Origin of the sequence: Acinetobacter populi (assembly GCF_002174125.1) — a bacterium.
Classification (GTDB): Bacteria; Pseudomonadota; Gammaproteobacteria; order Pseudomonadales; family Moraxellaceae; genus Acinetobacter; species Acinetobacter populi.
In genome coordinates this window covers 424,456-448,365 of the sequence record NZ_NEXX01000002.1, presented here as the reverse complement: position 1 = coordinate 448,365, position 23,910 = coordinate 424,456, and the positions used below count along the sequence as shown (strand labels likewise).

The window sequence follows — 23,910 nt, the reverse complement described above, 5'->3', positions numbered from 1 at the left end:
TGCTTATCGTTTTATTTTGATCAAATTTATACCATTTAAATGGGGCAACCATGATGAAAAAGCCAAGTCCTTGTACCAATTTTATTTTAAAACCTGTTGTACTTTCTATCCATCTTGCTTTTGCCAGTAGCTTTGCATTTGCCACGTCGAGTGCAACCGCCAGCAGTACCGAAAATATCCAGCCATATGCGATTGCAGCAGGGGATTTATCGCAGGCATTAAATCAGTTTGCAGTACAGTCTGGTGTGGCAATCTCGACTGAGGGTAAGGCTTTAACAGGTTTGACCACCAAGGGGCTATATGGAAATTATCGGGTTGAGCAGGGCTTAAATATTTTATTGCAAGGTACGCCTTTTACAGCCCAACCGACCCAAGTTGGTTATATCTTGATTGGAAAAAATGGCAACGACAGTGTACAAGCCCGTGATATGGGGCAATTAAATCCGATTGATGTGACTGCCAGAGGAACAGCAAATGGAAACATCACCCAATTGCCTGTAATTACTGTAAATGCAGAAATTACCGATGGTTCGGCTGATCAAGGCTATATTGCCAAAAAATTAAAACAAGTCGGACCCTGGGGCGAAAAATCGTTACAGGATACACCTTATTCGATGAGTGTAATGTCTAGTGAGCTGATTGAAAATGCAATTGCCGGAGATATGGATCAGATTTATAAAATGAATCCTGTCATTCAAAATTCTGCACCCTCTACAGTATATGGCACACCATATGCTGCATTTCGTGGTTTTCATAGCCAAGTTGGGATTATGGATGGTCTGCGCTTGTCATCGACATCTACTGGTATTGCCATGGAAGAGCTTGACCGAGTTGAAATAATTAATGGTCTAACAGGATTTATGTATGGGGTGAGTGGTAGTGAAGGAATTGGTGGTACAACGAATTATGTTTTAAAAAGACCAACCTATGATCGTTTGACTAATTTTACATTTGGTAATTATGGGAATGAACAATGGTTTGGACATATTGACCTCGGTAATAAAATTGATGAGGATGGGCAATTTGCATATCGCTTTAATATGGCATATCAAAATGGTGAAACAGGTAAATCTGACCAAAATATAGAACGAGCATTATTTAGTGGGGCTTTGGATTGGAACATTACAGATAAATTACGTTTACAGGCAGAAGCAGCGCATACCAAATATCATTTAGATGGAATAGATTCACGATTTTATGCTTATGCCAATAGTAGTTATGGGGCATTGGATTATTGGATACAACCTTTGGCAAATGATAAAACCTATACACCTGACTGGACATATCTTGATATTAAAACAGATCGTATGGGGCTTAATATTAATTATGACATTAATGAAATATTTAAATTTAGAGCAGCTTATATATACAAAGAAGATGAACAAGAATCTATTAATCTGTATCCTGCCTATTTCGCCGATTCTGGTTGGGTAAATGGATGGACATCCAAAAGTGCACCGAGCTGGAATATTGCACATGGCGCTTATGCATATTTAGACAGTACATTCAACACAGGAAAGATTCAACATAAACTTATCGTTGGTGCTTCGGGTGATATTTTGGAAACTAAACGATATGAAAATAATTCCAAGAGTGCTGGAAATTCACCAGCATATACAAATGTGAATGAAATGATGAACTGGTCTAAACCAGAGATTTTAAGTCAAGCTTGGGATTATGGGGCAAAATATAAATCGAGTAAATCAACCAATTCAAATGTTATTATTGGTGATGACGTTAAATTTAATGATCAATGGAGTGCATTACTGGGGCTAAATTATACAACTGTAACCACTGATAATTATAATGTTTTAGGCGTAAAGACTCCCGGCTATGATAAATCCAAATTAACACCAACGGTTTCTATTTTATTTAAACCTTTTGAGCAACTTACAACGTATACCACCTATATGGAAGGTTTATCAAAGGGTTCAACCGTACCAGATGATGCCATAGAATATAATGATCCTGGCAAAGTTCTAGATCCTTATATTAGTAAACAATACGAAATTGGGGCAAAATATGGATTTAATGAGAGTTTCTTATTAAGTTCTGCATTATTTAGAATTGAAAAAGCAAATACCTTAAATGAAAGGACGGCAAACGGCAAGATTACAGTCAGTCAGGATGGTTTACAGGTCCATCAAGGTTTAGAACTTTCGCTTACAGGAAAAATCACCGATGCCTTAACACTCATCATGGGTGGTACATTGATGGATTTAAATGTTGAAAAAGCGACGGATGAAAACTTGGAAGGTAAGGTGCCTGCTGGTGTATCTAAGGTTCTCGCAAAAATTTATGCAGAATATCAAGTTCCCGAATTAGAAGGCTTAAGTTTGACAGCGGGCGCATATCATTCGGGCAGTAAATATAAAGATAGTGAAAATTTACAAGAAATTGCTGGTTATACAATTTTTGATTTAGGTGCACGTTATAAAACAGAAATTCATGCTATTCCCACAACTTTTAATTTTAATATTTCAAATTTAACCAATAAAGATTATTGGGCAACGACTTATTCTTTGGGTATTCCAAGAACTGTTGCTTTTTCAGTTAAAACCCAGTTTTAATTTACAGTCAGAATGGTATCTAAATTTCCTATTGCAAAATTAATGATTAATTAATAATTTATGTTATTTTTAACGCTCCCTCCTTTGCAAAGGAGGGTTGGGGAGGATTTAAATATATGATTAAATCCCTATTCTTTACAATCTACAATGATTAAAAAAGATCTAGGTAAAAGTTGGTTTTTAAAGAGAGGGGGGAGATTTAAAATTATACTTAAATAATAGCCGAGTTTAAACGATTAATAATCATATCGTTTTATAGATTAAGTGTACAGGTAGACAAAAGAAACAAGGTTTTTTCCAAGTAATGGCATGGCTACACCCAGTTTTGCAATTGTAAATCGGGAATACGTTCAAATTCTTTCGTATTGTTTGTCACCAAAGCACAGCCCAGTGCCAGAGCATGACTGGCAATCCACAAGTCATTACTGCCAATGGGTGTTCCCTGACGTTTTAATCTTATAGCATGTTTAGCATAATAATCACAGATTAGCGATTGATCACTATATTCGACAGGAATAATATTGATCAATTTTGCCAGTTGTCGCAGGACTTTTTCTTGTCGCTGACTATCGTATGCACCTTTCAACAGTTCAGCATAACTCACAAATGACATGCACAAAATATCTGTGATGGGCAACAGGTTAATTTGTTCGACAACGCTTACAGGTTTATTCTTCATGAAATAAATCAGAATATTAGTATCAAGCATATATCTCATAATGCTTCACGTTCCTGTATCGGATTATCTTCCAAACGATTTTTTTCAAGAATTTCGACAAAATCATCATCGAAACCTTGCACCACTTTCAGTAATGCATCACCACGACTTTTTTCAATATCCGGCAATGGATGGATCACTAAATCACCATGTTCATTTTTACGAATGCTAACTCGTTTGGTGTCTAAGCGTAGTTCTTGTGGGATACGTATCGCTTGGCTATTGCCATTCATAAATACTCGGGAATTAAAATTTTGCATTTTTATCACCATTAAGTATGTACATCAATGTGTGTACATTAAAACACGTTTTTATTCATGAGGCAAACATGAAGCAAGGTTTTCGCCAGTTGATGGTATGGCGACTATGGACAGGTTTGATGGATGAGTATTATTGTTTATCTAGATTACGTCAATCTCAACTGTAATTTATTATTAAGTAATTGATAAATAATATATAATCTTTAATTTACACAAATATTGCTCGCATTACCGCCTTTGGCGGCTCGGCGAGTGGATGAGAGGCACTGCATCGCTGGGGAAGCTCTGATAAGCGATTAAAGCTTCGCAAGTATCTGCAATTTTGGTTGCCGTAGGCAACCAAAATTACAAAAACATAAGATCATTAGTGTATTAGTGAAAAATGATATTCTTAAATTAAGTTGAGATTAGCGTGTAACTTATTTAAGCACGAAGGAATAATTAGCGTAAAAAAACAACAGACCAATGAATCTTAAAGTAAAAAAATGATTTTTCCCTTGACGATAGGAGCAAATATTCATAATATTCGCCACACGGAAAGCGGATGTGGCGGAATTGGTAGACGCACTAGTTTCAGGTATTAGCGAGTAAAATCGTGGGAGTTCGAGTCTCCCCATCCGCACCATAATAAAATCATAATTATATTTTGTACAACAAACCTCTCGATACTGTAACCTCAAACAAACGATTCTCTTATTTAAGCAAAACATATTTTGTATTGGTATTAATTTTCATTCCTATGTAACGTTGTCATCAATTGCTCATCTAATCGTCATTGATTTGTCATCGCTTTTATCTAGTGTTGGATAAAAATGAGGAGTACAAATTATGTTGGAAAAATTCAATCAGTACCGTCAAACGCTTACTTCACCTTTACTTAGAAATAAAAATAACGCTAATCAATTCCGTTTTGAATGGGTCGATGACCTTAAACAATTACGTCAGGTTCAGCAATTCAGAGCCAAACAATTTGCCGATCAATTCGGAATTTCCTTTGATCAGGGAATGGATCAGGATGTTTATGATTTTGGCTGTGAACATGCTGTATTACGGGAAAAATGGTCTGGAGAGATTGTCGCATATACCCGGTTAAAACAATTTAAAGGACATGAACTAGCACAAAGTTATAGTGAACAGGAATTTGATGTGGTCGCCCGATTGTCACATTTACCCAATATTGTCGAAGTTGGTCGTACCTGTGTGCATCCGGAATTTCGTTCGGGTAAAGCATTATCGATGTTATGGTTAAATCTTGCACCAAAAGTTTTATGGGGTATGCGCGCCAAATATCTGATGGGCTGTGTCAGTATCCGTTTGGAGGATAATCTGGCCCGTGCATATCATACCCATCGTTATTTACAGCAGTTAGATGCTTCACAAAGTATCAATATTCAGTCAAAACAACGCTTCGAACCAAGTGTGCCAAGTCATAGTTTTGCGCAGGATGAACGCATTCCAAAGCTATTCGATGCTTATCTGAGTATGCAGGCAAAACTCTCCAAGCAAGCCTATTATGATAAAGATTTCAATTGCTTGGATTATTTTGTATTTTTAGAAGTGAATCAGGTTGCCAAGTCATTTGTTATGAATAAAATGATTAAAAAATAGTTTTTATATATCTTTTATAGATAAGTATATATGGATTGAAATTTGCATCCCTATTTTTGCTCATGCACAATATAAGCAGAAATAAGGGTTAAATGAAATCTATGTGTCAGTTATTGGGAATGAATTGTGCAACACCTACGGATATTAATTTTTCGTTTCGTGGGTTTTCTCAACGTGCAGGTATTACGTCAGATCACTCTGATGGTTTTGGTATTGCCTTCTTTGAGGATAAGGCATGTCGATTGTTTGTAGATAATCAATCGGCTGTCGATTCTCCTTTGGCTGAATTAATCCGTAATTATCCGATTAAATCCCGTAATGTGATTGCGCATATCCGCAAGGCAACTCAAGGTAAAATCAATCTTGAAAATTCGCATCCATTTATGCGGGAGTTGTGGGGGCGTCAATGGATTTTTGCTCATAATGGTGATCTTATGGGTTTTAATCCTGCATTAAGCGGGCGTTATCAGCCAGTGGGGGATACCGACAGTGAATTGGCCTTTTGCTATATTTTAGAGCAGCTTTCTTCCCGTTTTGGTGGTGTTCAGCCAACGCTGGATGATATTTTTGCATGTTTGGCAGAGATTGCTCCTCAGATTGCAGAGTATGGGACCTTTAATTTCTTTTTGTCTAATGGTCAGGCATTATTTAGCTATGCCACCACCAAGTTACACTGGATTATTCGTGAGTATCCATTTCAAAATGCACATCTGATAGATGTCGACATGGATATTGATTTTAGTACAGTCACGACGCCTGATGATCGGGTTGCTGTGATTACCACAGAACCATTGACCAATAATGAAACATGGCAGGCATATCAACCTGGTGAGATGATTCTGTTTAAAGATGGCAAAATAGAAAAGCAAAAATTAACCACGGTTAACCGTTTAAAACGTGAACGAGAAGATCCGAGTCTGATTCGTAAAACCAAAGCGGATATTTATTAATAGAAAGTAGGGTGTATTGGCAAGTTTATTGCTTCATTGTCAATATATCCTCCTTACTAACTTATTGAATTGGTTAAAAAATACTTTAGCCTTTTACTCGGGATATATTGTTAATTCCATAATTTTATTAAGGAATTTTGTGAAACATGACCTATTTTAGTAATTCTTAGTAATTTACTTGTTTTTATTTAAATTTATTTAACAGTAACATGGTGTTTAGTTAGGCAACATAGGTCTGATCCCCATGGCAATGAAATGGTTAAGTGAATACGATACAGGTATTGAAGTAATTGATGAGCAACACAAACGGATTGTTGATTATATCAATGATCTCGAAGATGTATTGTCAATGGGTAATTATCAACGCTTTCAGATTCAGGAAGTCCTGAATAATATTGTGGATTATACCCAGTCACATTTTACCTTTGAAGAAAGTTTGCAGGAAGAAGCAAATTATAAATATCGTGTGCCACATAAACGTGTTCATGATTTATTTATTCGTAAGATTGAAAGTTATCTTGAACGGTTTAATGCCGGTGAGTCAATTGAACAGGAATTGCATCAATTATTATGTAGTTGGTTAATCAATCATATTAAGCATGATGACCGGGATTATGTCGGTGCAGTGAAAGAAAATATGATTGGTATTATCAAACAACACGAAAAGAAAAAAGGGAAAAGCTGGTTTGCTCGTTTTTTTAGCTAAACCGAAAATAAAGAAAAGGACTTTGGCTTCGCGCAGCAAATCATTTAAATGATTTGCTTTTTTTATGTCTGAAACTTTTGCTTTTATAAGGTTTGAAAGGCAAAATACGCTTAAGTTTTTTATTGCAATTGCAAAAGAGGCACCATGCAAGACCAGCGAATTTCTTTCTGGACAACTCCTATTTTAGCCTTTTGCTTATCTTTGTTGTTAAGTGTAACTTTGGCGCCTGCTTTGGGGCTAGTAGACTATCAACAATATGATTTTTGGCTATTTTGGGTATTTTCCATGTTGATTTTGGCTTTGCCATTTACAATTCTGGAAATTGCCCTGGCAAAACGTGCACAATCCACACCACTACAAGCCTTTGTTAAATTAACCCGAGAAGCGGATCGCAGTACCAGATGGCGTTTAATCGGTTGGGCTTCAGTGGTTTTTGTCCCTTTTCTGGCGGGTGGAATTTTAGAATTTGCAGCACAACACGTTGATACCCAATTTGCACTGCCATTTTCCCATAGTATTTTGCTGTTGATTTGTGCGGTGATTGCAGTAGCTTTATCGTTATTACCCCGCATGATTCTATTCATTGCCTTGTTTGTTGCGACATTGGCTGTATTAATTATCGGTGTGCTGTCCAATACTGTACATACTTGGCAATGGACTCCATTCGAATTAAAAGAATGGGCAAAAGTGGTGACCCTTACTCTGGTAACAGGGGGCTTGGGACTGGGGCTTTATTGGCAAAATGCAGTCAATGCGGTTAAGACTGAGCAGAAAGCGCTGCCTGTAGTTTTACCCATTTGGCTTGCTCAAGTATTGGGACTCGGCGCATTTATATTTGTCAGCAACGTTCATTCTGATCTTCATGCTGTGGTTTTATTGATTGCTGCCCTGATCCTTGCCGGGATTTTTTTACAATATATACGTGAGCAGTTTTTAGAGCGTCAGACATCTATTGTGATTCAGGCAATCATACTGTTACTACCGATTTTGGTTTGGGCAATTCCTCAAGCGACATCGACATTTTATAGTATTGTGATTATTTTTGGCTTATTGCTGTGTTTTGCTCATGCTGTGTTTGCCGGTTGGTTAATGAAAATTAGCCATTTGCGTAAATCGATTAATTTTTCCAGTGAGGCAAGCTACAATATCTGGCGTGTGTTGATTCGTATCATTGTCCCACTTTCCATTATTCTGGCAGTGATTGGCTGGATTATGGCGTTGACAGGAGTATAAGGTTGACTCTGGCAAAAGTATGGGTTGTCTATTGTGCCGAAGATCAGCAATATGCAATTCATCTTCCTTTTCAACAAGGCATGACGGCTGCACAGGCCCTGGCACAAAGTCAGTTGGCGCAAAAAGTTGCCTTGCCCGAACCTCTGCAACTGGGTGTTTTCGGTTTAAAAATTAAAGATCCGGAACATTATCTATTAAATGCAGGGGATCGCTTGGAGATTTATCGTCCATTAAAGATGAATCCTAAAGATGTAAGACGAAAGCGCGCAGCACAACATCCTGTCGGACGTTTTAGTCGAGGAAATCAATGGCGTAAGCAGCAAAAAACCACTGAATAATTCAGTGGTTTTTTTATGGGAGAGGGTTTATTGACTTGATTGTATTTATATCAATCAAGTTAGATCGCCGTTTATTCTTCTGGATAAGCGGCTTTTTTCAATGCTTTGATGTCTGTGGTTGGTGAGCATAGGGAAATGAAGTCATAACCGTAACCACGCAATAAATGACCTTTTCTGACTGCAATCCATGTGGTATTGACACCAAAGATATCGGTATTGATCTGTTTTAAGCGGTGGTCGCGTTCTGCATCATAAGCCAGACTGTTGACGATTCCGACACCCATGCCCAGTTCGACATAAGTTTTAATGACGTCGGCATCGAGTGCTGCCATCACAATATCCGCTTCTATACCTGCATCATCAAAGGCTTTGTCAATTTTTGATCGTCCGGTAAAACCACCATGATAGGTGATGAGTGGATAACCAGACAAATCTGCCAGAGAAATTTGATCCTGCTGGGCAAGTGGATGATCTTTAGGGGTGATGACAGAATGTTCCCATTGATAATAGGGTGTACTTGCCAGCATTTCTTCAGCAGTTAACGATTCAGTCGCAATTCCGATATCTGCTTCACCTTGTAATAACATCTCGGTAATTTCAGTCGGACTTGCCTGTTGCAGAATTAAATGTACCTTGGGAAATAGTTTTTTAAACTGGCTAACAATCGGTGGTAATACATATCTGGCTTGTGTATGCGTGGTTGCAATGGTTAAAGTTCCTTCATCCACACGATTAAAGTCATCTGCCAGACGTTTGATATTATCGGCATCCACGAGCATGCGTTCAACAATATTTAATAAGGCTTGTCCTGGTTCGGTTAAACCTAATAAGCGTTTGCCTTTACGGATAAAGAGCTGCACGCCCAATTCATCTTCAAGGTCTTTAATATGTTTACTCACACCTGATTGAGAGGTGTAGAGCGCTGCGGAGGCTTCGGTCAAATTATAATTTTGACGTACAGTTTCCCGAATAATACGGAGTTGTTGGAAATTCACTTTAATCTCTCTCCCAAATGATGAGCTTCACACCATTTAAGTATGTGGTTAAGCATATTGTGTTGCATCAAATAAATGGAAATTTGAAGCAGTGATCCAGACAGTTTGTTGACTGCGCAATTTTAACTGGTCTGATTGTTCAGGCGTTAAGGAAATTTCAATTAAACGACCATCCTGATCCTGTAATTCGGCACGAATATCACCAGCAATCCAGACTTCACGCAAAAAATTGGCTTCAATTGCATTGTTGTGTGGTGCCGTATGAATATGCAATTCATTCGGGCGAGCAAATGCAATGATATTGCCATCTTGTGCTTGCGTATGCTGTGGCAGAATAATCTGGCTTTGACCAAGTTGTAAGGTGTCTTGTTGTAAGGTACCCTCAAAACGGTTGGCTTGTCCGAGGAAATCGAATACAAAAGGACTTGCAGGATGGTCATAGACTTCACGTGGTGTACCAATTTGCTCCACCTGACCTTTATTCATGACCACAATCTGATCGGCAACTTCAAGTGCTTCTTCCTGATCGTGGGTCACAAAAATCGAGGTAATGTGTAGCTCATCATGCAAGGTACGCAACCAGCGACGCAGTTCCTTACGAACTTTGGCATCCAGCGCACCGAATGGTTCATCCAGTAACAGTACCCGAGGTTCAACGGCCAGTGCACGTGCCAGAGCAATACGCTGACGTTGTCCACCAGAAAGTTGGGCTGGGTAGCGATCAGCTAGAAAGCCCAGTTGTACCAAATCCAGCAAGCGTGTCACACGTTTTTTGATTTCGGCTTCATTCGGACGAGTGGCACGCGGGCGTACACGTAAACCAAAAGCGACATTATCAAATACGGTCATATGGCGAAACAGTGCATAGTGCTGGAATACAAAACCAACCTGACGATGACGGACATGTAGGGTTGTGGCATCCTGACCTTCTAACAACACTTGACCTTCATCGGCTGATTCCAAACCTGCAATAATACGCAGCAGGGAGGTTTTCCCGCAACCTGACGGACCAAGTAATGCAACCAGTTCACCTTCCGGGAAGTCTAGTGTAATGTCTTTTAACGCATGGAATGCGCCAAAATGTTTGTTAATACCTTTAACTTGAATACTCATTTTTTTATCCTAAACTGTTAAACCAAGGTTGATTTTTAGTCCTAATCTTTATTGCGAAGCTTGATCATCATGTTGTAATGACTGCTCTTGACGATATTCGATCCAAGATTTCACAATTAAGGTGACGATTGCTAATAATGCCAACAGGGTTGCTACTGCAAAAGCGGCACTAAAACTATATTCGTTATAGAGAATCTCGACATGTAGTGGCAAAGTATTGGTTTCTCCACGAATATGGCCAGATACCACAGATACCGCGCCAAATTCACCCATTGCCCGTGCATTACATAGAATTACGCCATATAGCAAACCCCATTTGATATTCGGTAATGTCACATTCCAGAAGGTTTGCCAGCCTGAAGCACCAAGTACAATCGCTGCTTCTTCTTCTTCGGTACCCTGTGCTTCCATTAGCGGGATCAATTCACGTGCGACAAATGGAACGGTAATAAAGACTGTGGCCAATACAATGGCAGGAACAGCATACAGAATTTTGATATCGTGATCCTGTAACCACACGCCCCACCAGCCTTGTGTACCGAACATTAACACCAGCATTAAACCTGCGATTACTGGTGATACAGAGAACGGGATATCGATTAATGTGGTCAGTAACGATTTCCCTTTAAATTTGAATTTGGCCACAGACCATGCCGCTGCAATACCAAACACCACATTTAAAGGTACTGCAATTGCTGCGGTCAATAATGTCAATTTCACCGCAGATAGCGTATCAGGTTCAACCAACGCTCTAAAAAATACCTCGATACCTTGTCGAAATGCTTCAACAAATACCAGAACTAGTGGTAACAACAGGCAACTGGCAAAGAAAATCAGTGCAATTGCCAGAAGAATATAACGGACAATTGTCGGTTCACGGGTTGCATCGCGGGACTGTAATTTATTGGCTAAAGAACTGTTAACTGAACTCATTGTGCTGTTCTCCCAGTACGACGGCTTGCCCAGGTTTGTAATAAGTTGATGATGAGTAAGAACAGGAAGGAAATGACCAGCATCACTACAGCAATGGTTGTTGCACCGGCATAATCATATTCTTCCAGTCGGGAAATAATCAAAAGCGGTGCAATTTCTGTTTTAAATGGCTGGTTACCGGCAATAAAGATCACAGAACCATATTCACCAACACCACGGGCAAAAGCAAGGGCAAAACCAGTGAGCAGGGAAGGTAACAGGATTGGCAGAATCACTTTGGTCACGGTTTGAAAACGATTTGCACCGAGTGCGCTTGCTGCTTCTTCAAGTTCAGTTTCAATATCTGCAAGAACCGGTTGCACAGTCCGTACCACAAATGGAATACCAATAAAAATCAAGGCTAAAGTAATCCCGATCGGTGTATAGGCAATTTCAATTCCAATTTTTTCAAAGTATTGCCCAACCCAGCCATTTTTTGAATAGAGTGCTGTCAAGGCAATACCTGCCACCGCAGTCGGTAAGGCAAATGGAAGATCAACCAGCGCATCGATAATTTTTTTACCGGGAAAACTGTAACGAACCAGACACCATGCCAATAACAAACCAAAAACAACATTCACCCCAGCAGCAATCAGTGCAGTCGAAAAACTGAGTTGTAGCGATTTTATAATACGTTCTGAACTCAAAATCTCCCAAAAGCCATCCCAGCCAATCCCCATTGATTTAATAAAAACCGCAGAAAGCGGAATAATGACAATCAGGGATAAATAGGCAAGAGTAAAGCCTAGCGATAGTCCAAACCCAGGAATAACACGGGATTGACGAGACATGGTCGCTCCTTAATAAGCTTAAATGTTATAAAATTAATCTTGATCAGTTGCCAAAGCGCAAAGAGCTATACAGCAAAATGAAAATGTTGATGTGTTGCAAAATAATCTGTGTTGACTTTATGGCTACACATTGAAATATTGTCGATGTAATGCAAAAGTTCAGGCCATTTACCATAACCCGATGCAACATTGATATGACCTGCCAGACCCTGGTTGATATAGGGAATATTCCACAATTTTGAGTATTCGGTCGCTTCACTATAACTGAGCCATGGATCATTTTCACTGATGATCATCAATGAGGGTACATTGATACTGAAATTTTGAAACAAGGGGCCTAATTGCTCATCACTGTTGGCAAAGCCATGTTGACTGAACCGTGCAGGATTTGCAGGTGCAACCAGTAAGATAGAATGTACCCAACGACTTAAGTTTGGGTACTGATTCAGTGCCGCAATTGTGGTGAGGCAGCCAAAACTGTGAGCGACAATACGTACCGGACGGTTTAACTGGCGTACATGCTGATAAAACTGATCAACCCATTGATTCAGAATCGGCAGATTCCAGTCTTGTTGCTCAACACGGGAAGAGTCGGAAAGATGACGTTGTAACCATGATTGCCAATGGTCTTGATCACTACCGCCTACGCCAGGAACGATGACTGTATGTAAATGATTCATCTTTAACTCCTCCCACCACATATTACAATGACTTGCTTTTATTACTTGCTATTATTGGCTTTTACAATTTGATCAAAGATACCGCCATTGTCAAAGTGTAGTTTTTGCGTTTTAGGCCAGCCACCAAATTCTTTATCAATTGTTACCAGTTTCAATGGTTTAAATACATTGCTGTATTTTTTCAGGATTTGCTGATTACGAGGACGATAGAAATTTTTGGCTGCAATTTCTTGACCAGCTGGAGAATATAAATAGTTCAGATAGCCTTTTGCCAGATTGACGTTACCTTTACGCTCAGCATTTTTTTGTACAATCGCAACAGGTGGCTCTGCCAAGATAGATAAAGATGGTGTTACGATCTCAAATTTACCCGGTTGTTCACGAATGGCAAGATGTGCTTCATTTTCCCAAGCCAGCAATACGTCACCAATGCCACGTTCTGCAAATGTTGTGGTTGCACCACGTGCGCCGGAATCCAGTACCTTGGTATTTTTATAAATCTGGCGTACAAACTCTTGTGCTTTGGTATCGTTACCACCTGGTTGATGTTTTGCCCATGCCCATGCACCGAGATAATTCCAGCGCGCACCGCCCGATGTTTTTGGATTTGGCGTAATGATTTCTACACCCGGTTTGATTAGATCGCCCCAGTCTTTGATTCCTTTTGGATTGCCTTTACGTACCAGAAAAACAATCGTAGATGTATAAGGCGTAGAGTTGTCAGGTAACAGTTTTTGCCAGTTTTCCGGTAATAATTTTGCCTGTTCTGCAATCACATCAATATCTGCGGCAAGGGCCAAAGTCACGACATCGGCATCTAAGCCATCAATCACGGCACGGGCCTGTTTGCCAGAACCACCGTGCGATTGACGGAAATTCACATCCTGTTTAGTTTTTTCTTTCCACCAAGCACCAAAAGATTTGTTAAATTCATCATAAAATTCACGGGTTGGATCATAAGAGACATTCAGGAAATCTTTTGCAGCAAACGTAGCACTAGATAACCCCAGTAAGGCAATTGCAATACCTGTTTTTAATTTTGAAAATTTCATGTATAGCTTCTCCGAATTTTTTTGCAATAAATTGTTAATCTTGCGATTGAGCGAAGCATATGCAATTTTTTAATCCATAAAAAATAATAAAAAATGTATTTTATATGAAAAAAAGTGATTTGTAATGTTGGGTAAGTTTGAAATGATGACAAAATCGAATAAGCTTGGAAGAAAAAATGTTATATCTGAAAAATGGAGATTTTGTCGATCAACATATTGTTTCTATTGAAGATAGAGCATTTTTATATGGGGATGGTTGTTTTACAACTGCACGCTTGAAAGCTGGTGAAATTATGCTATGGAAACGGCATCTACAACGGTTGCAACAGGCGATTACTGCTCTAAGAATAAATTGTGATATAGATTTTATAAAAAACGATAAAGAGAAATTTTTGCAACATTTACCTGATGGAGCGACCGGAACAATAAAAATTCTCATTAGTCGGGGAACTTCAGCGCGAGGCTACGCCATACCGAATCAAAGTGCAGATATTTATTTTTATTATTATCCGGATGCACATTGTCTCACTCAGCCCGTGATATTAGAAAGGGTTGGACTCATAGCAGAAACATTAGCAAGCAGTTTTCGTCCATTAAAAGGCATAAAGACTTTAAATCGTCTCGAACAGATCATGTTAAAAAGTATGGCGATACAGCAGCAATGGGACGAAGCTTTGTGTTTTGATGTAGAGCAAAATTTGGTGGAAGGGATTTCCAGTAATTGTTTTGTATTCATTGATGGTATATGGCACACCCCGGATTTACAATGTACTGGCATTAATGGCATTATGCGCCAGGAAATTTTGGCACGTATGCAACACTATCAAATTCCGCATCAAGTCCGTATCATTAGCAAAGCAGAAATTTCGCAGATTGAGGCGGGATTTTTGTGTAATGCATTACATCCCATGCAAATCATGGGGCAGCTTGTGCGTGATCAAGACATTGTACAATCGCTGGATCGGCAAAAGTGTCTACAGTTATTCGAATCGTTACAATTGAAAGAATTGGTTTAATGTTTTATGGCAAAATCTAAAAAAACAGGCGCAAAGAAATCAAAAACATTTGCTCAGAAACGCCGATTTAAAAAACTGCTTTTTATCATTGTCCTTATTTCTATTGTTGTTGTGACTTGGGTTTTATCACAAAGTTTATTTAAGCATTATCCTGTAAATAATAAAGTCCAATTATTGTCGATCGATAAAGGTGAGACATATTCTGCCTTTATTCAGCGGCTTGCCGATCAGGAGAAAGTTAAATTTCCGATAGTCCTAAAACTTTATCAGAAAATTTTTATTCATGATTCTTTAAAAGCTGGGGTTTATCAAATTCATCAGGGTATGAGTGTACGTCAGGTATTGGTCATGCTCAGTGATGCCAATAATGCACAAATGAATCGTATTGCAGTGATTGAAGGAACCACGTTTAAGCAGTTAAAGAATAAACTTAAAGCGGATAGCAATGTTAAAAACACCGTTTTGGATTTATCCGATGCCGAGATCATGAAAAGTATTGGTGCGGAATATAGTCATCCGGAAGGATTATTCGCACCGAATACCTATTTTTTTGCCAAAGGTGAAACGGATCTCAATATTTTAAAAGAGCTTTATCAACGTCAGATCAAGGCATTGGATCAGGCTTGGGCGAATCGCGCTAAAGATTTGCCTTATCATAATAAATATGAAGCCTTGATCATGGCATCTATCGTCGAGAAAGAAACTGCACTGGAAGAAGAGCGTAGGCAGGTTTCAGGGGTATTTGTGCGTCGTTTACAGACGGGTATGCGTTTACAAACCGATCCAACCGTCATCTATGGCATGGGCGATAAATATCAGGGCAATATCCGTCGTGAAGATTTAAGAGCAGCAACCCCTTATAATACATACACCATGCATGGTTTACCGCCAACGCCAATTGCTTTGCCAAGTGAACGATCGATTGAGGCTGCCTTGCATCCGGATCAGTCCAAAAATGTCTATTTCGTTGCGACAGGCAATGGTGGACATAAATTCAGTGAAACACTGGAGCAGCACAATCAGGCGGTAAGAGAATATCTGGCTGTATTACAGCAAAAGCGTCAAATCAATTCAAATTAAACCAACCCGGGACAATACACATGTTTATCAGTTTTGAAGGTACAGAAGGTGTAGGTAAAAGCACTTTAATCGCTACATTACATCAAATCCTGTCACAACGTTATGCGGTGGTATTAACCCGTGAACCTGGCGGTACCCCGTTGGCTGAAAAAATAAGAGAAATCCTATTACAGCCAAATCAGGAAAAAATGTCTGATTCAACCGAGTTATTATTGATTTATGCGGCTAGGGCACAACATGTTGAACAGGTTATTTTACCTGCATTACAACAAAATAAAATCGTCCTGTGTGATCGATTTGTGGATGCCAGTATTGCTTATCAATATGGTGGTCGTGGTATGGATCGGGAGAAAATCGATATTCTCACCCAAAATTTTGTCAAGCAATTACCGGAAATCACATTCTGGCTAGATGCGCCCGTGGCATTGGGCATGCAACGTGCACAAAAGCGGGGAGAGCTGGATCGTTTTGAGCAGGAAAAGCTAGAGTTCTTTAATGGTGTACGTGTGGCATATCAGGAACTGGCAGAACAGGAACCTGATCGTATTGTTCGTATTGATGCAACACAGCGCCCTGAAGAAATTGCAGCGCAGGCATTAGAACTGATTGAACAACGGCTTAAGCATAAAAATAGCTGAGTTAATCAGAGAGCGTATTTTGAGTGTGGCTGAGTAAATGTTGGGAAGTGTTAGGTTACAGATAAAGCCTGTAATTGTTTGAGGTTAAGGATTTGGTCGTTGTTTTGAAAAAATATGGCTAGTTATTATACGGATAATAAAGTATGCGGATAATAACTAGCCCTGCTCTGGAGAAGATTTATTTTAATTCTCTATTTTAGTTATCCTTAATAGATGCTATATCACAACAGGCTCTATAAATAGATAAATTTATCAATAGATTCCGTAGGTTGTATAATGATAAAGCATCAGCACTTGTAATCAGTATAATGAAGTTTGACATTTGAACTATTGCATAAAATTTCAAATCATCAAAATTTTTATCTTTTAGAAAATTAAATAAACTCAGTATTTCTAATAATTTGGTTTAATTTTTCTAATAAATAGTGCATTTAATAGGCAAGGATTAGGGTAAATATACTTGCTAATTGATACTAAAAATCTTGATAAAAATAGTCAAAATTGGCAAAAAGTGACAATTTTTATAAATATAGTGAAATGATGAATAAATAGAAGTAAAAAATTGACAATAGAAGAGATTAAATTGAGAAATATTTAATTGATCATTGTATAGCAATGATAAGGATGGTGCCCGGGGCCGGACTCGAACCGGCACGCTTTGTGGGCGGGGGATTTTAAATCCCCTGTGTCTACCTATTTCACCACCCGGGCGTGAGCGTGATAATAGAGGACAATGTTTAGAATGACAAGATGTAAGTGGGTTTAATTGCATTAATTATGATCAAAGGCAATGATAATAAACGAAAAGGAAGAAATTGATGCACATATAGCATTTGTGAGTCATAGACTTGAATTATGATTTTGAATAGAGGTTAAATCAAAATATATTGCGCTATATTTTGATTTTGTCATGAGATGTTCATTAAAGTGATATCGGACTTTCATATTGCGCTTGTAGGGTGCTGCTAATGTTATTTTATGAGCAAGATCATGACGAAACAACTCAGCCGTAGAGAATTATTACAGCGTACCTTATTGGGCTTTGGCGCATTATCCTTGCCAGTTTCACTGACTGCATGTAATAACGATAATGACGATGCAACAGAAAATGCGATTCAAGTTGAGTTTTTACATGGCGTGGCAAGTGGTGATCCACTCTATGATCAAGTCATTTTATGGACACGAGTGACACCTAAAGATAATAGTAGTCGCTTGAATGTCATCTGGGAAATAGCAACAGATCAACAGTTTACAAATCTTGTTAATTCTGGTGCAGTAGAAACATCAAGTGTGTCTGATTTTACGGTCAAGATAGATGCCGATAAATTATCAGCAGGGCAGCGTTATTTTTATCGGTTTAAATGTGGAACAACATATTCTCCAGTTGGGCAAACCAAAACATTACCCAAAACTGCCACAGAAGTGAAATTTGCCGTATGTTCTTGCTCGAATTATCCTGCGGGTTATTTTTATGTCTATCGTGAAATGGCAAAACAGGATGTTGATGTAGTACTGCATCTTGGTGATTATATTTATGAATATGGTCAAGATGGCTATGCGACTGAAGATGCTGTCAGTCTGGGACGTACACTGGCAGAAGATAATAATCAGGAAATTATTCAACTAGATGATTATCGCAAGCGATATGCCTTATATCATACAGATCCAGATTTGCAGGCAGTACATCAACGCCATCCTTTTATTGTGGTTTGGGACGATCATGAGTTGGCCAATGATACTTGGCGTGAAGGTGCAGAAAATCATCAGGATAATGAAGGCAGTTTTCTGGATCGAAAACTGGCAGCATTACAGGCATATTTTGAATGGATGCCGATTCGTCCGGTCGCTGAAAATGATCATTTAAATATTTACCGTCAGTTTAAATTTGCTGATCTGGTTGATTTGACCATGCTGGATACCCGTATTCTGGCAAGAGATCAGCAGCTTGAATATGCTGATTATATTTCTGCTCAGGGCGTGGATTTTGAAAAATTTCAGCAGGATTTAACCAACCCAAGTCGGACTTTATTAGGTTATCAACAGCGCGAATGGTTACAAACTCAATTGAGCCAATCCACTGCTGTATGGAATGTGTTGGGACAGCAAGTGTTGATGAGTAAAATGTTGATTCCAGCAGAATTGTTATTATCTCTTGGTGCGATTACTAGTGGTAATGCAACTGCCGATGCACTGGCTGCCATGAATGCGACAATCACCGAATTGGTGATATTAAAAATGCGTATGTTACAGGGCGATCCAACATTAACCGTGGAGGAAAAAGCCAGATTACAAACGGTTGCACCGTATAATCTGGATGCATGGGACGGTTATTTTGCCGAACGGGAAATTCTGTATGCCACCTTAAAAGCACTGAATAAAAAGGTCGTAGTGCTGGCAGGTGATACACACAATGCCTGGGCATCTTATCTGCATGGTTATGACCAAACATATGTTGGTGTAGAGTTGGCAACAAGTTCGGTATCTTCACCAGGTATGGAAAAGTATCTGAATATTCCTTTGGCACAGTTACAGCAGTTTGAACTGGCGTTTACCACATTGATTGATGAACTGGCCTATTGCAATTTAAATCAGCGTGGTTATTTGTTGGTAAATTTTGATCAGTCTCAGGTTCAGGCACAGTGGATTTTTGTTGATAGTATTAAAACCACAGCTTATCAAGTGGATGAATCTCGTCAGTATGAATTGGTGCTGGATGTAAATTTGCTGGAAGTTCAGCAAACGCAAAAAAGTGCCTAAGTCGAACATTTGAATTTTAAAATGGATAAACCTGATGCAAATCAGGTTGTCTTATATTCAGAAATTTTAGACATAAAAAAACCAGCTTACGCTGGATCTTTATTTGCACCATTTATTCTATTGTTAAATAAATGGTGCCCGGGGCCGGACTCGAACCGGCACGCTTTGTGGGCGGGGGATTTTAAATCCCCTGTGTCTACCTATTTCACCACCCGGGCTTGACCAAATTGGAGGCGGAGGTCGGAATCGAACCGGCGTCCACGGAGTTGCAGTCCGCTGCATGACCACTCTGCCACCCCGCCACATTTGGTGAAGCACATATTAACAATGTTTTGAAAAAAAACAATACCGTGGCGTGTGAATGTGCGCATAAAAGCAACATATAAAAGAAAATTAAAATTTTAGCAGTGATTCATCGCTATTTATCGTGAGCGAAAATTAAAATTATATGGGAGAGAAGATGCAATCCATAGATGAATGTTTAATAAGCCTTGTTAATCATGTATGATTTGCAACATTGATTTTTCACCAGAATTGGAGTTGCGCTGTGGCATTGGTATTAGATGGTCGTGCATTGGCAAAGAAAATTGAAGCAGATTTACTGCAACGTGTTGAGCAATTAAAACAAAAATCTGGTCGCACACCGATTCTGGCCACCATTTTGGTTGGTGATGATGGTGCATCTGCTACCTATGTTCGTATGAAGGGGAATGCCTGCCGCCGTGTCGGTATGGATTCTTTAAAAATTGAATTGCCAGAAGAAACCACGACAGAACAATTGCTGGCCGAAATTGAAAAGTTAAATGCTAATCCTGATGTGCACGGTATTTTATTGCAGCATCCGGTACCTGCACAGATTGATGAACGTCTTTGTTTTGATGCCATCGACTTAAATAAAGATGTTGATGGGGTGACATGCCTTGGTTTTGGTCGTATGGCCATGGGTGAAGCTGCATATGGTTCTGCTACGCCACAGGGCATCATGACCACATTACAAGAATACGGGATTGAAATTGCCGGTAAACATGCGGTTGTGGTTGGTCGTTCTGCGATTTTGGGTAAACCCATGGCAATGATGTTATTGCAGGCCAATGCAACAGTGACGATTTGCCATTCACGTACGCAAAATCTGGCAGAGCTGGTCAAACAGGCAGATATTGTGGTTGGTGCAGTGGGTAAAGCAGAACTCATTCAAAAAGACTGGATCAAGCAAGGTGCGGTTGTGGTTGATGCAGGATTCCATCCTCGTGATGGTGGCGGCGTGGGTGATATTCAATTACAGGGTATCGAAGACATTGCATCGGCATATACGCCTGTACCAGGCGGTGTAGGACCAATGACAATTACTACACTGATTCGTCAGACTGTGGAAGCAGCCGAAAAAGCTTTGGCTTAATTCAAGATGACAGCATTGCATCAAGTGCCTCAGCATTTGCTTCAGGCACTGCATCAGATTATTCCTAATTGCGAGTTGTTGGCACAGCAATTGCCTGAAACCCCTATATCTTTATGGTTGATTCCACCGATTTTTTCACATGATCGGCTTGATGATGAGGTAATTCGTCGCATCTGGAATGATACACCATATTGGATTTTTTGCTGGGCATCGGGTTTGGCAATGGCACAGTGGTTATTGAGTGAGCCACAGCATGTGCGAGATCAAGTGGTTTTGGACTTTGGTGCCGGTTCTGGTGTGGTGGCGATTGCTGCAAAGCTGGCAGGTGCAAAACGGGTAATCTGCTGCGATATTGATCCTGTTAGTCTGGCAGCTTGTCGTGAGAATGCCAAATTGAATGGTGTTGAACTGGAATATCTGGACGATTTATACCAAGCACAGTCCGTTGATGTATTGTTGGCGGCTGATGTGTTATATGACCAGTGTAATCGTTTTTTTCTTGATGATTTTCTGAAATTTGCTGATGAGGTCTGGGTTGCAGATAGTCGGGTTAAAAACTTTAGTCACCCCAACTATCAAAAGCTTGATGAAAGAAGTGCAACCACATGGCCAGATCTGGATGAAGCACATGAATTTCGCAATGTCAGCTTTTATAAAACTTTATAACTTTTTTCAAGGAATTACCGAGGCAAGTGTTTAATTGCCTCTACCTCAAGAGTTATGTTGGTGAGCAAGTATAGCGGATTACTTTTAAAGTGCTAGGACGGGTTTCCAGTGCTTGACGTGTTGAATAGTCTTCACTATTGGTGGTGCTTGGTGTGTTGGATAAACCAAAAGAAGTTTGGCTTTGTCCAATTTTAACCCCTGTCTGTAGTGGTTGTAATTGCTGATTCTCTATTTCTGCGGTACTGAGTATTTGTATTGCAAATGATGCATTCGCACCCAATACCTGTTGGCAGGCACGATGTAGTTTTTTCTGTTCATTTTGGTCTTTACTGTTCGCTGCAAGGGTATAGCGCAGGGTAGCAACATTGTTGCTTAGACTCTCGACCTCAAAGCCAGTGACACCATTATAGGGCTGTGGCTTGGTTTGACAGGCAGTGAGCAATAACAGGCTAGAGAGGGTGCTCAGTAAAATTAATGCTTTCATGATAAATTCCTCGGTGATGGTCAATAGTATGGCATAAAGGCAATAGATTTGCGTATTTCAAATTATTTTTCTGCATCGTTGTTTTTAAGTATGGATAGCATTTGAGATTTATATTTTGCTTTTGATCGCTGTTATTTCTATATTATGATTTGGTCAATTTTTTACGATATGCACACTGAAAATAGAAATGTATGGTCATTATTATGTAAGGATATTTAACGTTGCTAAAGACAAATAAGAAATATATCGTCGCTTTTGATCAGGGAACAACAAGTTCAAGGGCGATCGTGTTTGATCATGATGCCAATGTCGTCAGTATTGCACAAAAAGAATTTACCCAAATTTATCCAAAAACAGGATGGGTCGAGCATGACCCGATGGAAATTTGGGCCACTCAGAATGCAGTATGGGTTGAAGCACTGGCACAAGCCAACATTTCCAGTGAGCAGATTGCAGCCATAGGCATTACCAATCAACGAGAAACTACGATTATTTGGGATAAGCTGACGGGCAAGCCGATTTATAATGCAATTGTCTGGCAAAGTCGTCAAAGTACCGCGATTTGTCAGCAGCTTAAGCAGATGGGATTGGAGCAACATGTACGGCAAGTCACTGGCCTGGTGATTGATCCCTACTTTTCCGCAACCAAGATTAAATGGATTTTAGACCATGTTGAAGGGAGTCGGGAACGTGCCAGAAAGGGTGAGTTGTTGTTTGGTACAGTAGATACCTGGTTGATCTGGAAACTGACCCAAGGTGAAGTCCATGTTACCGATTATACCAATGCATCGCGTACCATGTTATTTGATATTGAAAAATTACAATGGGATGACACCTTATTACAGGCATTGGATATTCCCAGAGAAATTTTGCCAGAAGTGCGTTCATCATCGGAAATATACGGCTATAGCCATACCGTGAGTGGACAAGAGATTCGTATTCCGATTGCAGGGATTGCAGGTGACCAGCAAGCGGCTTTATTCGGGCAGATGTGTGTGCAGTCGGGTCAGGCAAAAAACACCTATGGCACAGGCTGTTTTCTGCTGATGAATACGGGGAAACGTATTGTACAGTCAGAGCATGGTTTAATCACGACAATTGCCTGCGATGCACAAGGTGGCGTCAGTTATGCGCTGGAAGGGGCAATCTTTAATGCCGGGTCCAGTGTGCAATGGTTGCGTGATGAAATGAAAGTCATTCATGATTCACATGATTCTGAATATTATGCGACCAAAGTCAATGATAGTCATGGCGTCTATGTTGTTCCTGCGTTTACAGGCTTGGGGGCACCTTATTGGGACCCAGATGCACGGGGGGCAATTTTTGGTTTAACCCGAGGGGCCGGTGTCGAGCATATAATTCGGGCCATACTGGAATCGATTGCCTATCAGACCAGAGATGTGCTCGATGCCATGCAACAGGATGCACAGCAAAAATTACAAACCTTGCGTGTTGATGGTGGTGTCATCAGTAATAATTTTTTAATGCAATTTCAGGCAGATATTTTACAGGTCGAGGTTGAGCGTCCCACCATGAAAGAAACGACGGCAATGGGCGCAGCATTTTTAGCTGGATTGGCGGTAGGATTTTGGTCAGATCTACAAGAATTAGAAAATAAGACCTCTATTGAACAAATATTTCAACCGCAACGTCAAGCGGAGGAAGTGTCTAAACTTTATCGAGGTTGGTTAAAAGCTGTTGCTCGGACACGGGACTGGGCAAAAGATGAGGTTTAAATTAATGCTATCAAGTTCTCAAAACAAAAGTATTGGAGGTTTTAATTATTGGTAGGTTGGGGTTCCCATGCTGATCTTAATTCAAGCCAGATCAATCCAATCATGGCTAGACAATCAAAAGGCCGCCGAAGCGACCTTAGATCAATCCTGT

At 39.7% G+C, this 23,910-nt stretch carries 22 protein-coding genes and 4 tRNA genes; 14 read left to right on the top strand and 12 right to left on the bottom strand.

The annotated features are described in order from the left end of the window. Positions 1 to 50: 50 nt before the first annotated feature. A complete protein-coding gene (locus CAP51_RS08235) occupies positions 51 to 2,570 on the top strand; it encodes a TonB-dependent siderophore receptor (protein WP_087620258.1) in 2,520 nt (839 codons plus the stop codon). A 313-nt stretch (positions 2,571 to 2,883) separates the two neighbouring features. Here the strand turns inward: CAP51_RS08235 and CAP51_RS08230 are convergent, their stop codons facing one another. Further along, positions 2,884 to 3,288 carry a type II toxin-antitoxin system VapC family toxin gene (locus CAP51_RS08230; protein ID WP_087620257.1) on the bottom strand — a complete coding sequence of 135 codons (405 nt, stop codon included), beginning with the start codon at positions 3,286 to 3,288 and terminating at the stop codon, positions 2,884 to 2,886. Further along, positions 3,285 to 3,548 carry an antitoxin gene (locus tag CAP51_RS08225; RefSeq protein ID WP_087620256.1) on the bottom strand — a complete coding sequence of 88 codons (264 nt, stop codon included), beginning with the start codon at positions 3,546 to 3,548 and terminating at the stop codon, positions 3,285 to 3,287. Before CAP51_RS08225 ends, CAP51_RS08230 begins: the two co-directional genes overlap by 4 nt. 540 nt (positions 3,549 to 4,088) lie before the next feature. Between CAP51_RS08225 and CAP51_RS08220 the strand changes: the two genes are divergently transcribed. The 6 genes from CAP51_RS08220 (at position 4,089) to CAP51_RS08195 (ending at position 8,383) form a co-directional block, all read left to right on the top strand. Then, a tRNA-Leu gene (locus CAP51_RS08220) sits at positions 4,089 to 4,173 on the top strand. Positions 4,174 to 4,376: 203 nt separating this feature from the next. Further along, a complete protein-coding gene (locus tag CAP51_RS08215) occupies positions 4,377 to 5,156 on the top strand; it encodes a GNAT family N-acetyltransferase (RefSeq protein WP_087620255.1) in 780 nt (259 codons plus the stop codon). 101 nt (positions 5,157 to 5,257) lie between these two features. After that, positions 5,258 to 6,106, top strand: coding sequence for a class II glutamine amidotransferase (locus tag CAP51_RS08210; RefSeq protein ID WP_087620254.1), 849 nt, complete (start codon positions 5,258 to 5,260; stop codon positions 6,104 to 6,106). Positions 6,107 to 6,350: 244 nt separating this feature from the next. After that, entirely contained in the window at positions 6,351 to 6,812 is a 462-nt protein-coding gene (locus CAP51_RS08205; RefSeq protein ID WP_087620253.1) for a bacteriohemerythrin, read from the top strand. 144 nt (positions 6,813 to 6,956) lie between these two features. Continuing rightward, positions 6,957 to 8,045, top strand: coding sequence for a hypothetical protein (locus tag CAP51_RS08200; RefSeq protein ID WP_087620252.1), 1,089 nt, complete (start codon positions 6,957 to 6,959; stop codon positions 8,043 to 8,045). Between the two features lie 2 nt (positions 8,046 to 8,047). Continuing rightward, positions 8,048 to 8,383, top strand: a complete 336-nt coding sequence (locus CAP51_RS08195) for an RnfH family protein (protein WP_425426768.1) — start codon at positions 8,048 to 8,050, stop codon at positions 8,381 to 8,383. A 71-nt stretch (positions 8,384 to 8,454) separates the two neighbouring features. Here the strand turns inward: CAP51_RS08195 and CAP51_RS08190 are convergent, their stop codons facing one another. The 6 genes from CAP51_RS08190 to CAP51_RS08165 form a co-directional block, all read right to left on the bottom strand. Continuing rightward, positions 8,455 to 9,378: a CysB family HTH-type transcriptional regulator gene (locus tag CAP51_RS08190; protein WP_087620251.1), complete on the bottom strand. Its 924-nt coding sequence runs from the start codon at positions 9,376 to 9,378 to the stop codon at positions 8,455 to 8,457. Between the two features lie 48 nt (positions 9,379 to 9,426). Then, positions 9,427 to 10,491 (bottom strand): sulfate/molybdate ABC transporter ATP-binding protein, encoded by a 1,065-nt coding sequence (locus CAP51_RS08185; protein WP_087620250.1) that lies wholly within the window; start codon positions 10,489 to 10,491, stop codon positions 9,427 to 9,429. Positions 10,492 to 10,539: 48 nt separating this feature from the next. Then, a complete protein-coding gene (gene cysW / locus CAP51_RS08180; RefSeq protein WP_087620249.1) occupies positions 10,540 to 11,424 on the bottom strand; it encodes a sulfate ABC transporter permease subunit CysW in 885 nt (294 codons plus the stop codon). Next, entirely contained in the window at positions 11,421 to 12,254 is an 834-nt protein-coding gene (gene cysT, locus CAP51_RS08175; RefSeq protein ID WP_087620248.1) for a sulfate ABC transporter permease subunit CysT, read from the bottom strand. Before cysT ends, cysW begins: the two co-directional genes overlap by 4 nt. A 65-nt stretch (positions 12,255 to 12,319) precedes the next feature. Next, the gene (locus CAP51_RS08170) at positions 12,320 to 12,934 is read right to left on the bottom strand and encodes an RBBP9/YdeN family alpha/beta hydrolase (RefSeq protein WP_087620247.1); all 615 of its coding nucleotides are present in this window, start codon (positions 12,932 to 12,934) and stop codon (positions 12,320 to 12,322) included. 41 nt (positions 12,935 to 12,975) lie between these two features. After that, positions 12,976 to 13,986: a sulfate ABC transporter substrate-binding protein gene (locus CAP51_RS08165; protein ID WP_087620246.1), complete on the bottom strand. Its 1,011-nt coding sequence runs from the start codon at positions 13,984 to 13,986 to the stop codon at positions 12,976 to 12,978. Between the two features lie 176 nt (positions 13,987 to 14,162). Here CAP51_RS08165 and pabC point away from each other — a divergent pair, with 176 nt between their 5' ends. The 3 genes from pabC to tmk are packed head-to-tail and all read left to right on the top strand — an operon-like array spanning position 14,163 to position 16,720. After that, positions 14,163 to 15,002 carry an aminodeoxychorismate lyase gene (pabC, locus tag CAP51_RS08160; RefSeq protein ID WP_087620245.1) on the top strand — a complete coding sequence of 280 codons (840 nt, stop codon included), beginning with the start codon at positions 14,163 to 14,165 and terminating at the stop codon, positions 15,000 to 15,002. A 6-nt stretch (positions 15,003 to 15,008) separates the two neighbouring features. Beyond that, positions 15,009 to 16,082, top strand: a complete 1,074-nt coding sequence (mltG, locus tag CAP51_RS08155) for an endolytic transglycosylase MltG (protein WP_087620244.1) — start codon at positions 15,009 to 15,011, stop codon at positions 16,080 to 16,082. A gap of 20 nt (positions 16,083 to 16,102) precedes the next feature. Continuing rightward, complete coding sequence (gene tmk, locus CAP51_RS08150; protein WP_087620243.1) at positions 16,103 to 16,720, top strand: dTMP kinase; 618 nt, start codon at positions 16,103 to 16,105, stop codon at positions 16,718 to 16,720. Between the two features lie 625 nt (positions 16,721 to 17,345). Here tmk and CAP51_RS08145 read toward each other — a convergent pair. Next, a tRNA-Leu gene (locus CAP51_RS08145) sits at positions 17,346 to 17,431 on the bottom strand. A gap of 279 nt (positions 17,432 to 17,710) precedes the next feature. Here CAP51_RS08145 and CAP51_RS08140 point away from each other — a divergent pair. Beyond that, on the top strand, positions 17,711 to 19,477 hold the full coding sequence (locus tag CAP51_RS08140) for an alkaline phosphatase D family protein (RefSeq protein WP_087620242.1): 1,767 nt from the start codon (positions 17,711 to 17,713) through the stop codon (positions 19,475 to 19,477). A gap of 132 nt (positions 19,478 to 19,609) precedes the next feature. On the opposite strand, the gene CAP51_RS08135 is transcribed toward CAP51_RS08140, so the two are convergent. Together CAP51_RS08135 and CAP51_RS08130 are read right to left on the bottom strand one after the other, a co-directional pair. Then, a tRNA-Leu gene (locus tag CAP51_RS08135) sits at positions 19,610 to 19,695 on the bottom strand. A gap of 10 nt (positions 19,696 to 19,705) precedes the next feature. Beyond that, positions 19,706 to 19,779 (bottom strand) — tRNA-Cys (locus CAP51_RS08130). A 245-nt stretch (positions 19,780 to 20,024) separates the two neighbouring features. Here CAP51_RS08130 and folD point away from each other — a divergent pair. Both folD and CAP51_RS08120 read left to right on the top strand, forming a co-directional pair. Further along, a complete protein-coding gene (folD, locus tag CAP51_RS08125) occupies positions 20,025 to 20,873 on the top strand; it encodes a bifunctional methylenetetrahydrofolate dehydrogenase/methenyltetrahydrofolate cyclohydrolase FolD (RefSeq protein ID WP_087620241.1) in 849 nt (282 codons plus the stop codon). Positions 20,874 to 20,879: 6 nt separating this feature from the next. Continuing rightward, positions 20,880 to 21,539 (top strand): class I SAM-dependent methyltransferase, encoded by a 660-nt coding sequence (locus tag CAP51_RS08120; RefSeq protein WP_087620240.1) that lies wholly within the window; start codon positions 20,880 to 20,882, stop codon positions 21,537 to 21,539. 52 nt (positions 21,540 to 21,591) lie between these two features. On the opposite strand, the gene CAP51_RS08115 is transcribed toward CAP51_RS08120, so the two are convergent. Further along, the gene (locus CAP51_RS08115) at positions 21,592 to 22,023 is read right to left on the bottom strand and encodes a hypothetical protein (protein WP_087620239.1); all 432 of its coding nucleotides are present in this window, start codon (positions 22,021 to 22,023) and stop codon (positions 21,592 to 21,594) included. 221 nt (positions 22,024 to 22,244) lie between these two features. On the opposite strand from CAP51_RS08115, the gene glpK reads away from it, so the two are divergent. Continuing rightward, complete coding sequence (gene glpK, locus CAP51_RS08110) at positions 22,245 to 23,759, top strand: glycerol kinase GlpK (protein WP_087620238.1); 1,515 nt, start codon at positions 22,245 to 22,247, stop codon at positions 23,757 to 23,759. The last annotated feature ends 151 nt before the right edge of the window (positions 23,760 to 23,910 follow it).

Excerpts from the sequence above, each read along its gene's own strand:
- CAP51_RS08210 (WP_087620254.1), top strand. The coding sequence starts at position 5,258 with ATGTGTCAGTTATTGGGAATGAATTGTGCAACACCTACGGATATTAAT.
- CAP51_RS08205 (WP_087620253.1), top strand. The coding sequence starts at position 6,351 with ATGGCAATGAAATGGTTAAGTGAATACGATACAGGTATTGAAGTAATT.
- cysT (WP_087620248.1), bottom strand. The coding sequence starts at position 12,254 with ATGTCTCGTCAATCCCGTGTTATTCCTGGGTTTGGACTATCGCTAGGC.
- CAP51_RS08170 (WP_087620247.1), bottom strand. The coding sequence starts at position 12,934 with ATGAATCATTTACATACAGTCATCGTTCCTGGCGTAGGCGGTAGTGAT.
- CAP51_RS08120 (WP_087620240.1), top strand. The coding sequence starts at position 20,880 with ATGACAGCATTGCATCAAGTGCCTCAGCATTTGCTTCAGGCACTGCAT.
- CAP51_RS08200 (WP_087620252.1), top strand. The coding sequence starts at position 6,957 with ATGCAAGACCAGCGAATTTCTTTCTGGACAACTCCTATTTTAGCCTTT.
- CAP51_RS08215 (WP_087620255.1), top strand. The coding sequence starts at position 4,377 with ATGTTGGAAAAATTCAATCAGTACCGTCAAACGCTTACTTCACCTTTA.
- cysW (WP_087620249.1), bottom strand. The coding sequence starts at position 11,424 with ATGAGTTCAGTTAACAGTTCTTTAGCCAATAAATTACAGTCCCGCGAT.
- CAP51_RS08115 (WP_087620239.1), bottom strand. The coding sequence starts at position 22,023 with ATGAAAGCATTAATTTTACTGAGCACCCTCTCTAGCCTGTTATTGCTC.
- CAP51_RS08235 (WP_087620258.1), top strand. The coding sequence starts at position 51 with ATGATGAAAAAGCCAAGTCCTTGTACCAATTTTATTTTAAAACCTGTT.
- CAP51_RS08165 (WP_087620246.1), bottom strand. The coding sequence starts at position 13,986 with ATGAAATTTTCAAAATTAAAAACAGGTATTGCAATTGCCTTACTGGGG.
- tmk (WP_087620243.1), top strand. The coding sequence starts at position 16,103 with ATGTTTATCAGTTTTGAAGGTACAGAAGGTGTAGGTAAAAGCACTTTA.
- CAP51_RS08185 (WP_087620250.1), bottom strand. The coding sequence starts at position 10,491 with ATGAGTATTCAAGTTAAAGGTATTAACAAACATTTTGGCGCATTCCAT.
- CAP51_RS08225 (WP_087620256.1), bottom strand. The coding sequence starts at position 3,548 with ATGCAAAATTTTAATTCCCGAGTATTTATGAATGGCAATAGCCAAGCG.
- CAP51_RS08140 (WP_087620242.1), top strand. The coding sequence starts at position 17,711 with ATGACGAAACAACTCAGCCGTAGAGAATTATTACAGCGTACCTTATTG.
- CAP51_RS08230 (WP_087620257.1), bottom strand. The coding sequence starts at position 3,288 with ATGAGATATATGCTTGATACTAATATTCTGATTTATTTCATGAAGAAT.
- pabC (WP_087620245.1), top strand. The coding sequence starts at position 14,163 with ATGTTATATCTGAAAAATGGAGATTTTGTCGATCAACATATTGTTTCT.
- mltG (WP_087620244.1), top strand. The coding sequence starts at position 15,009 with ATGGCAAAATCTAAAAAAACAGGCGCAAAGAAATCAAAAACATTTGCT.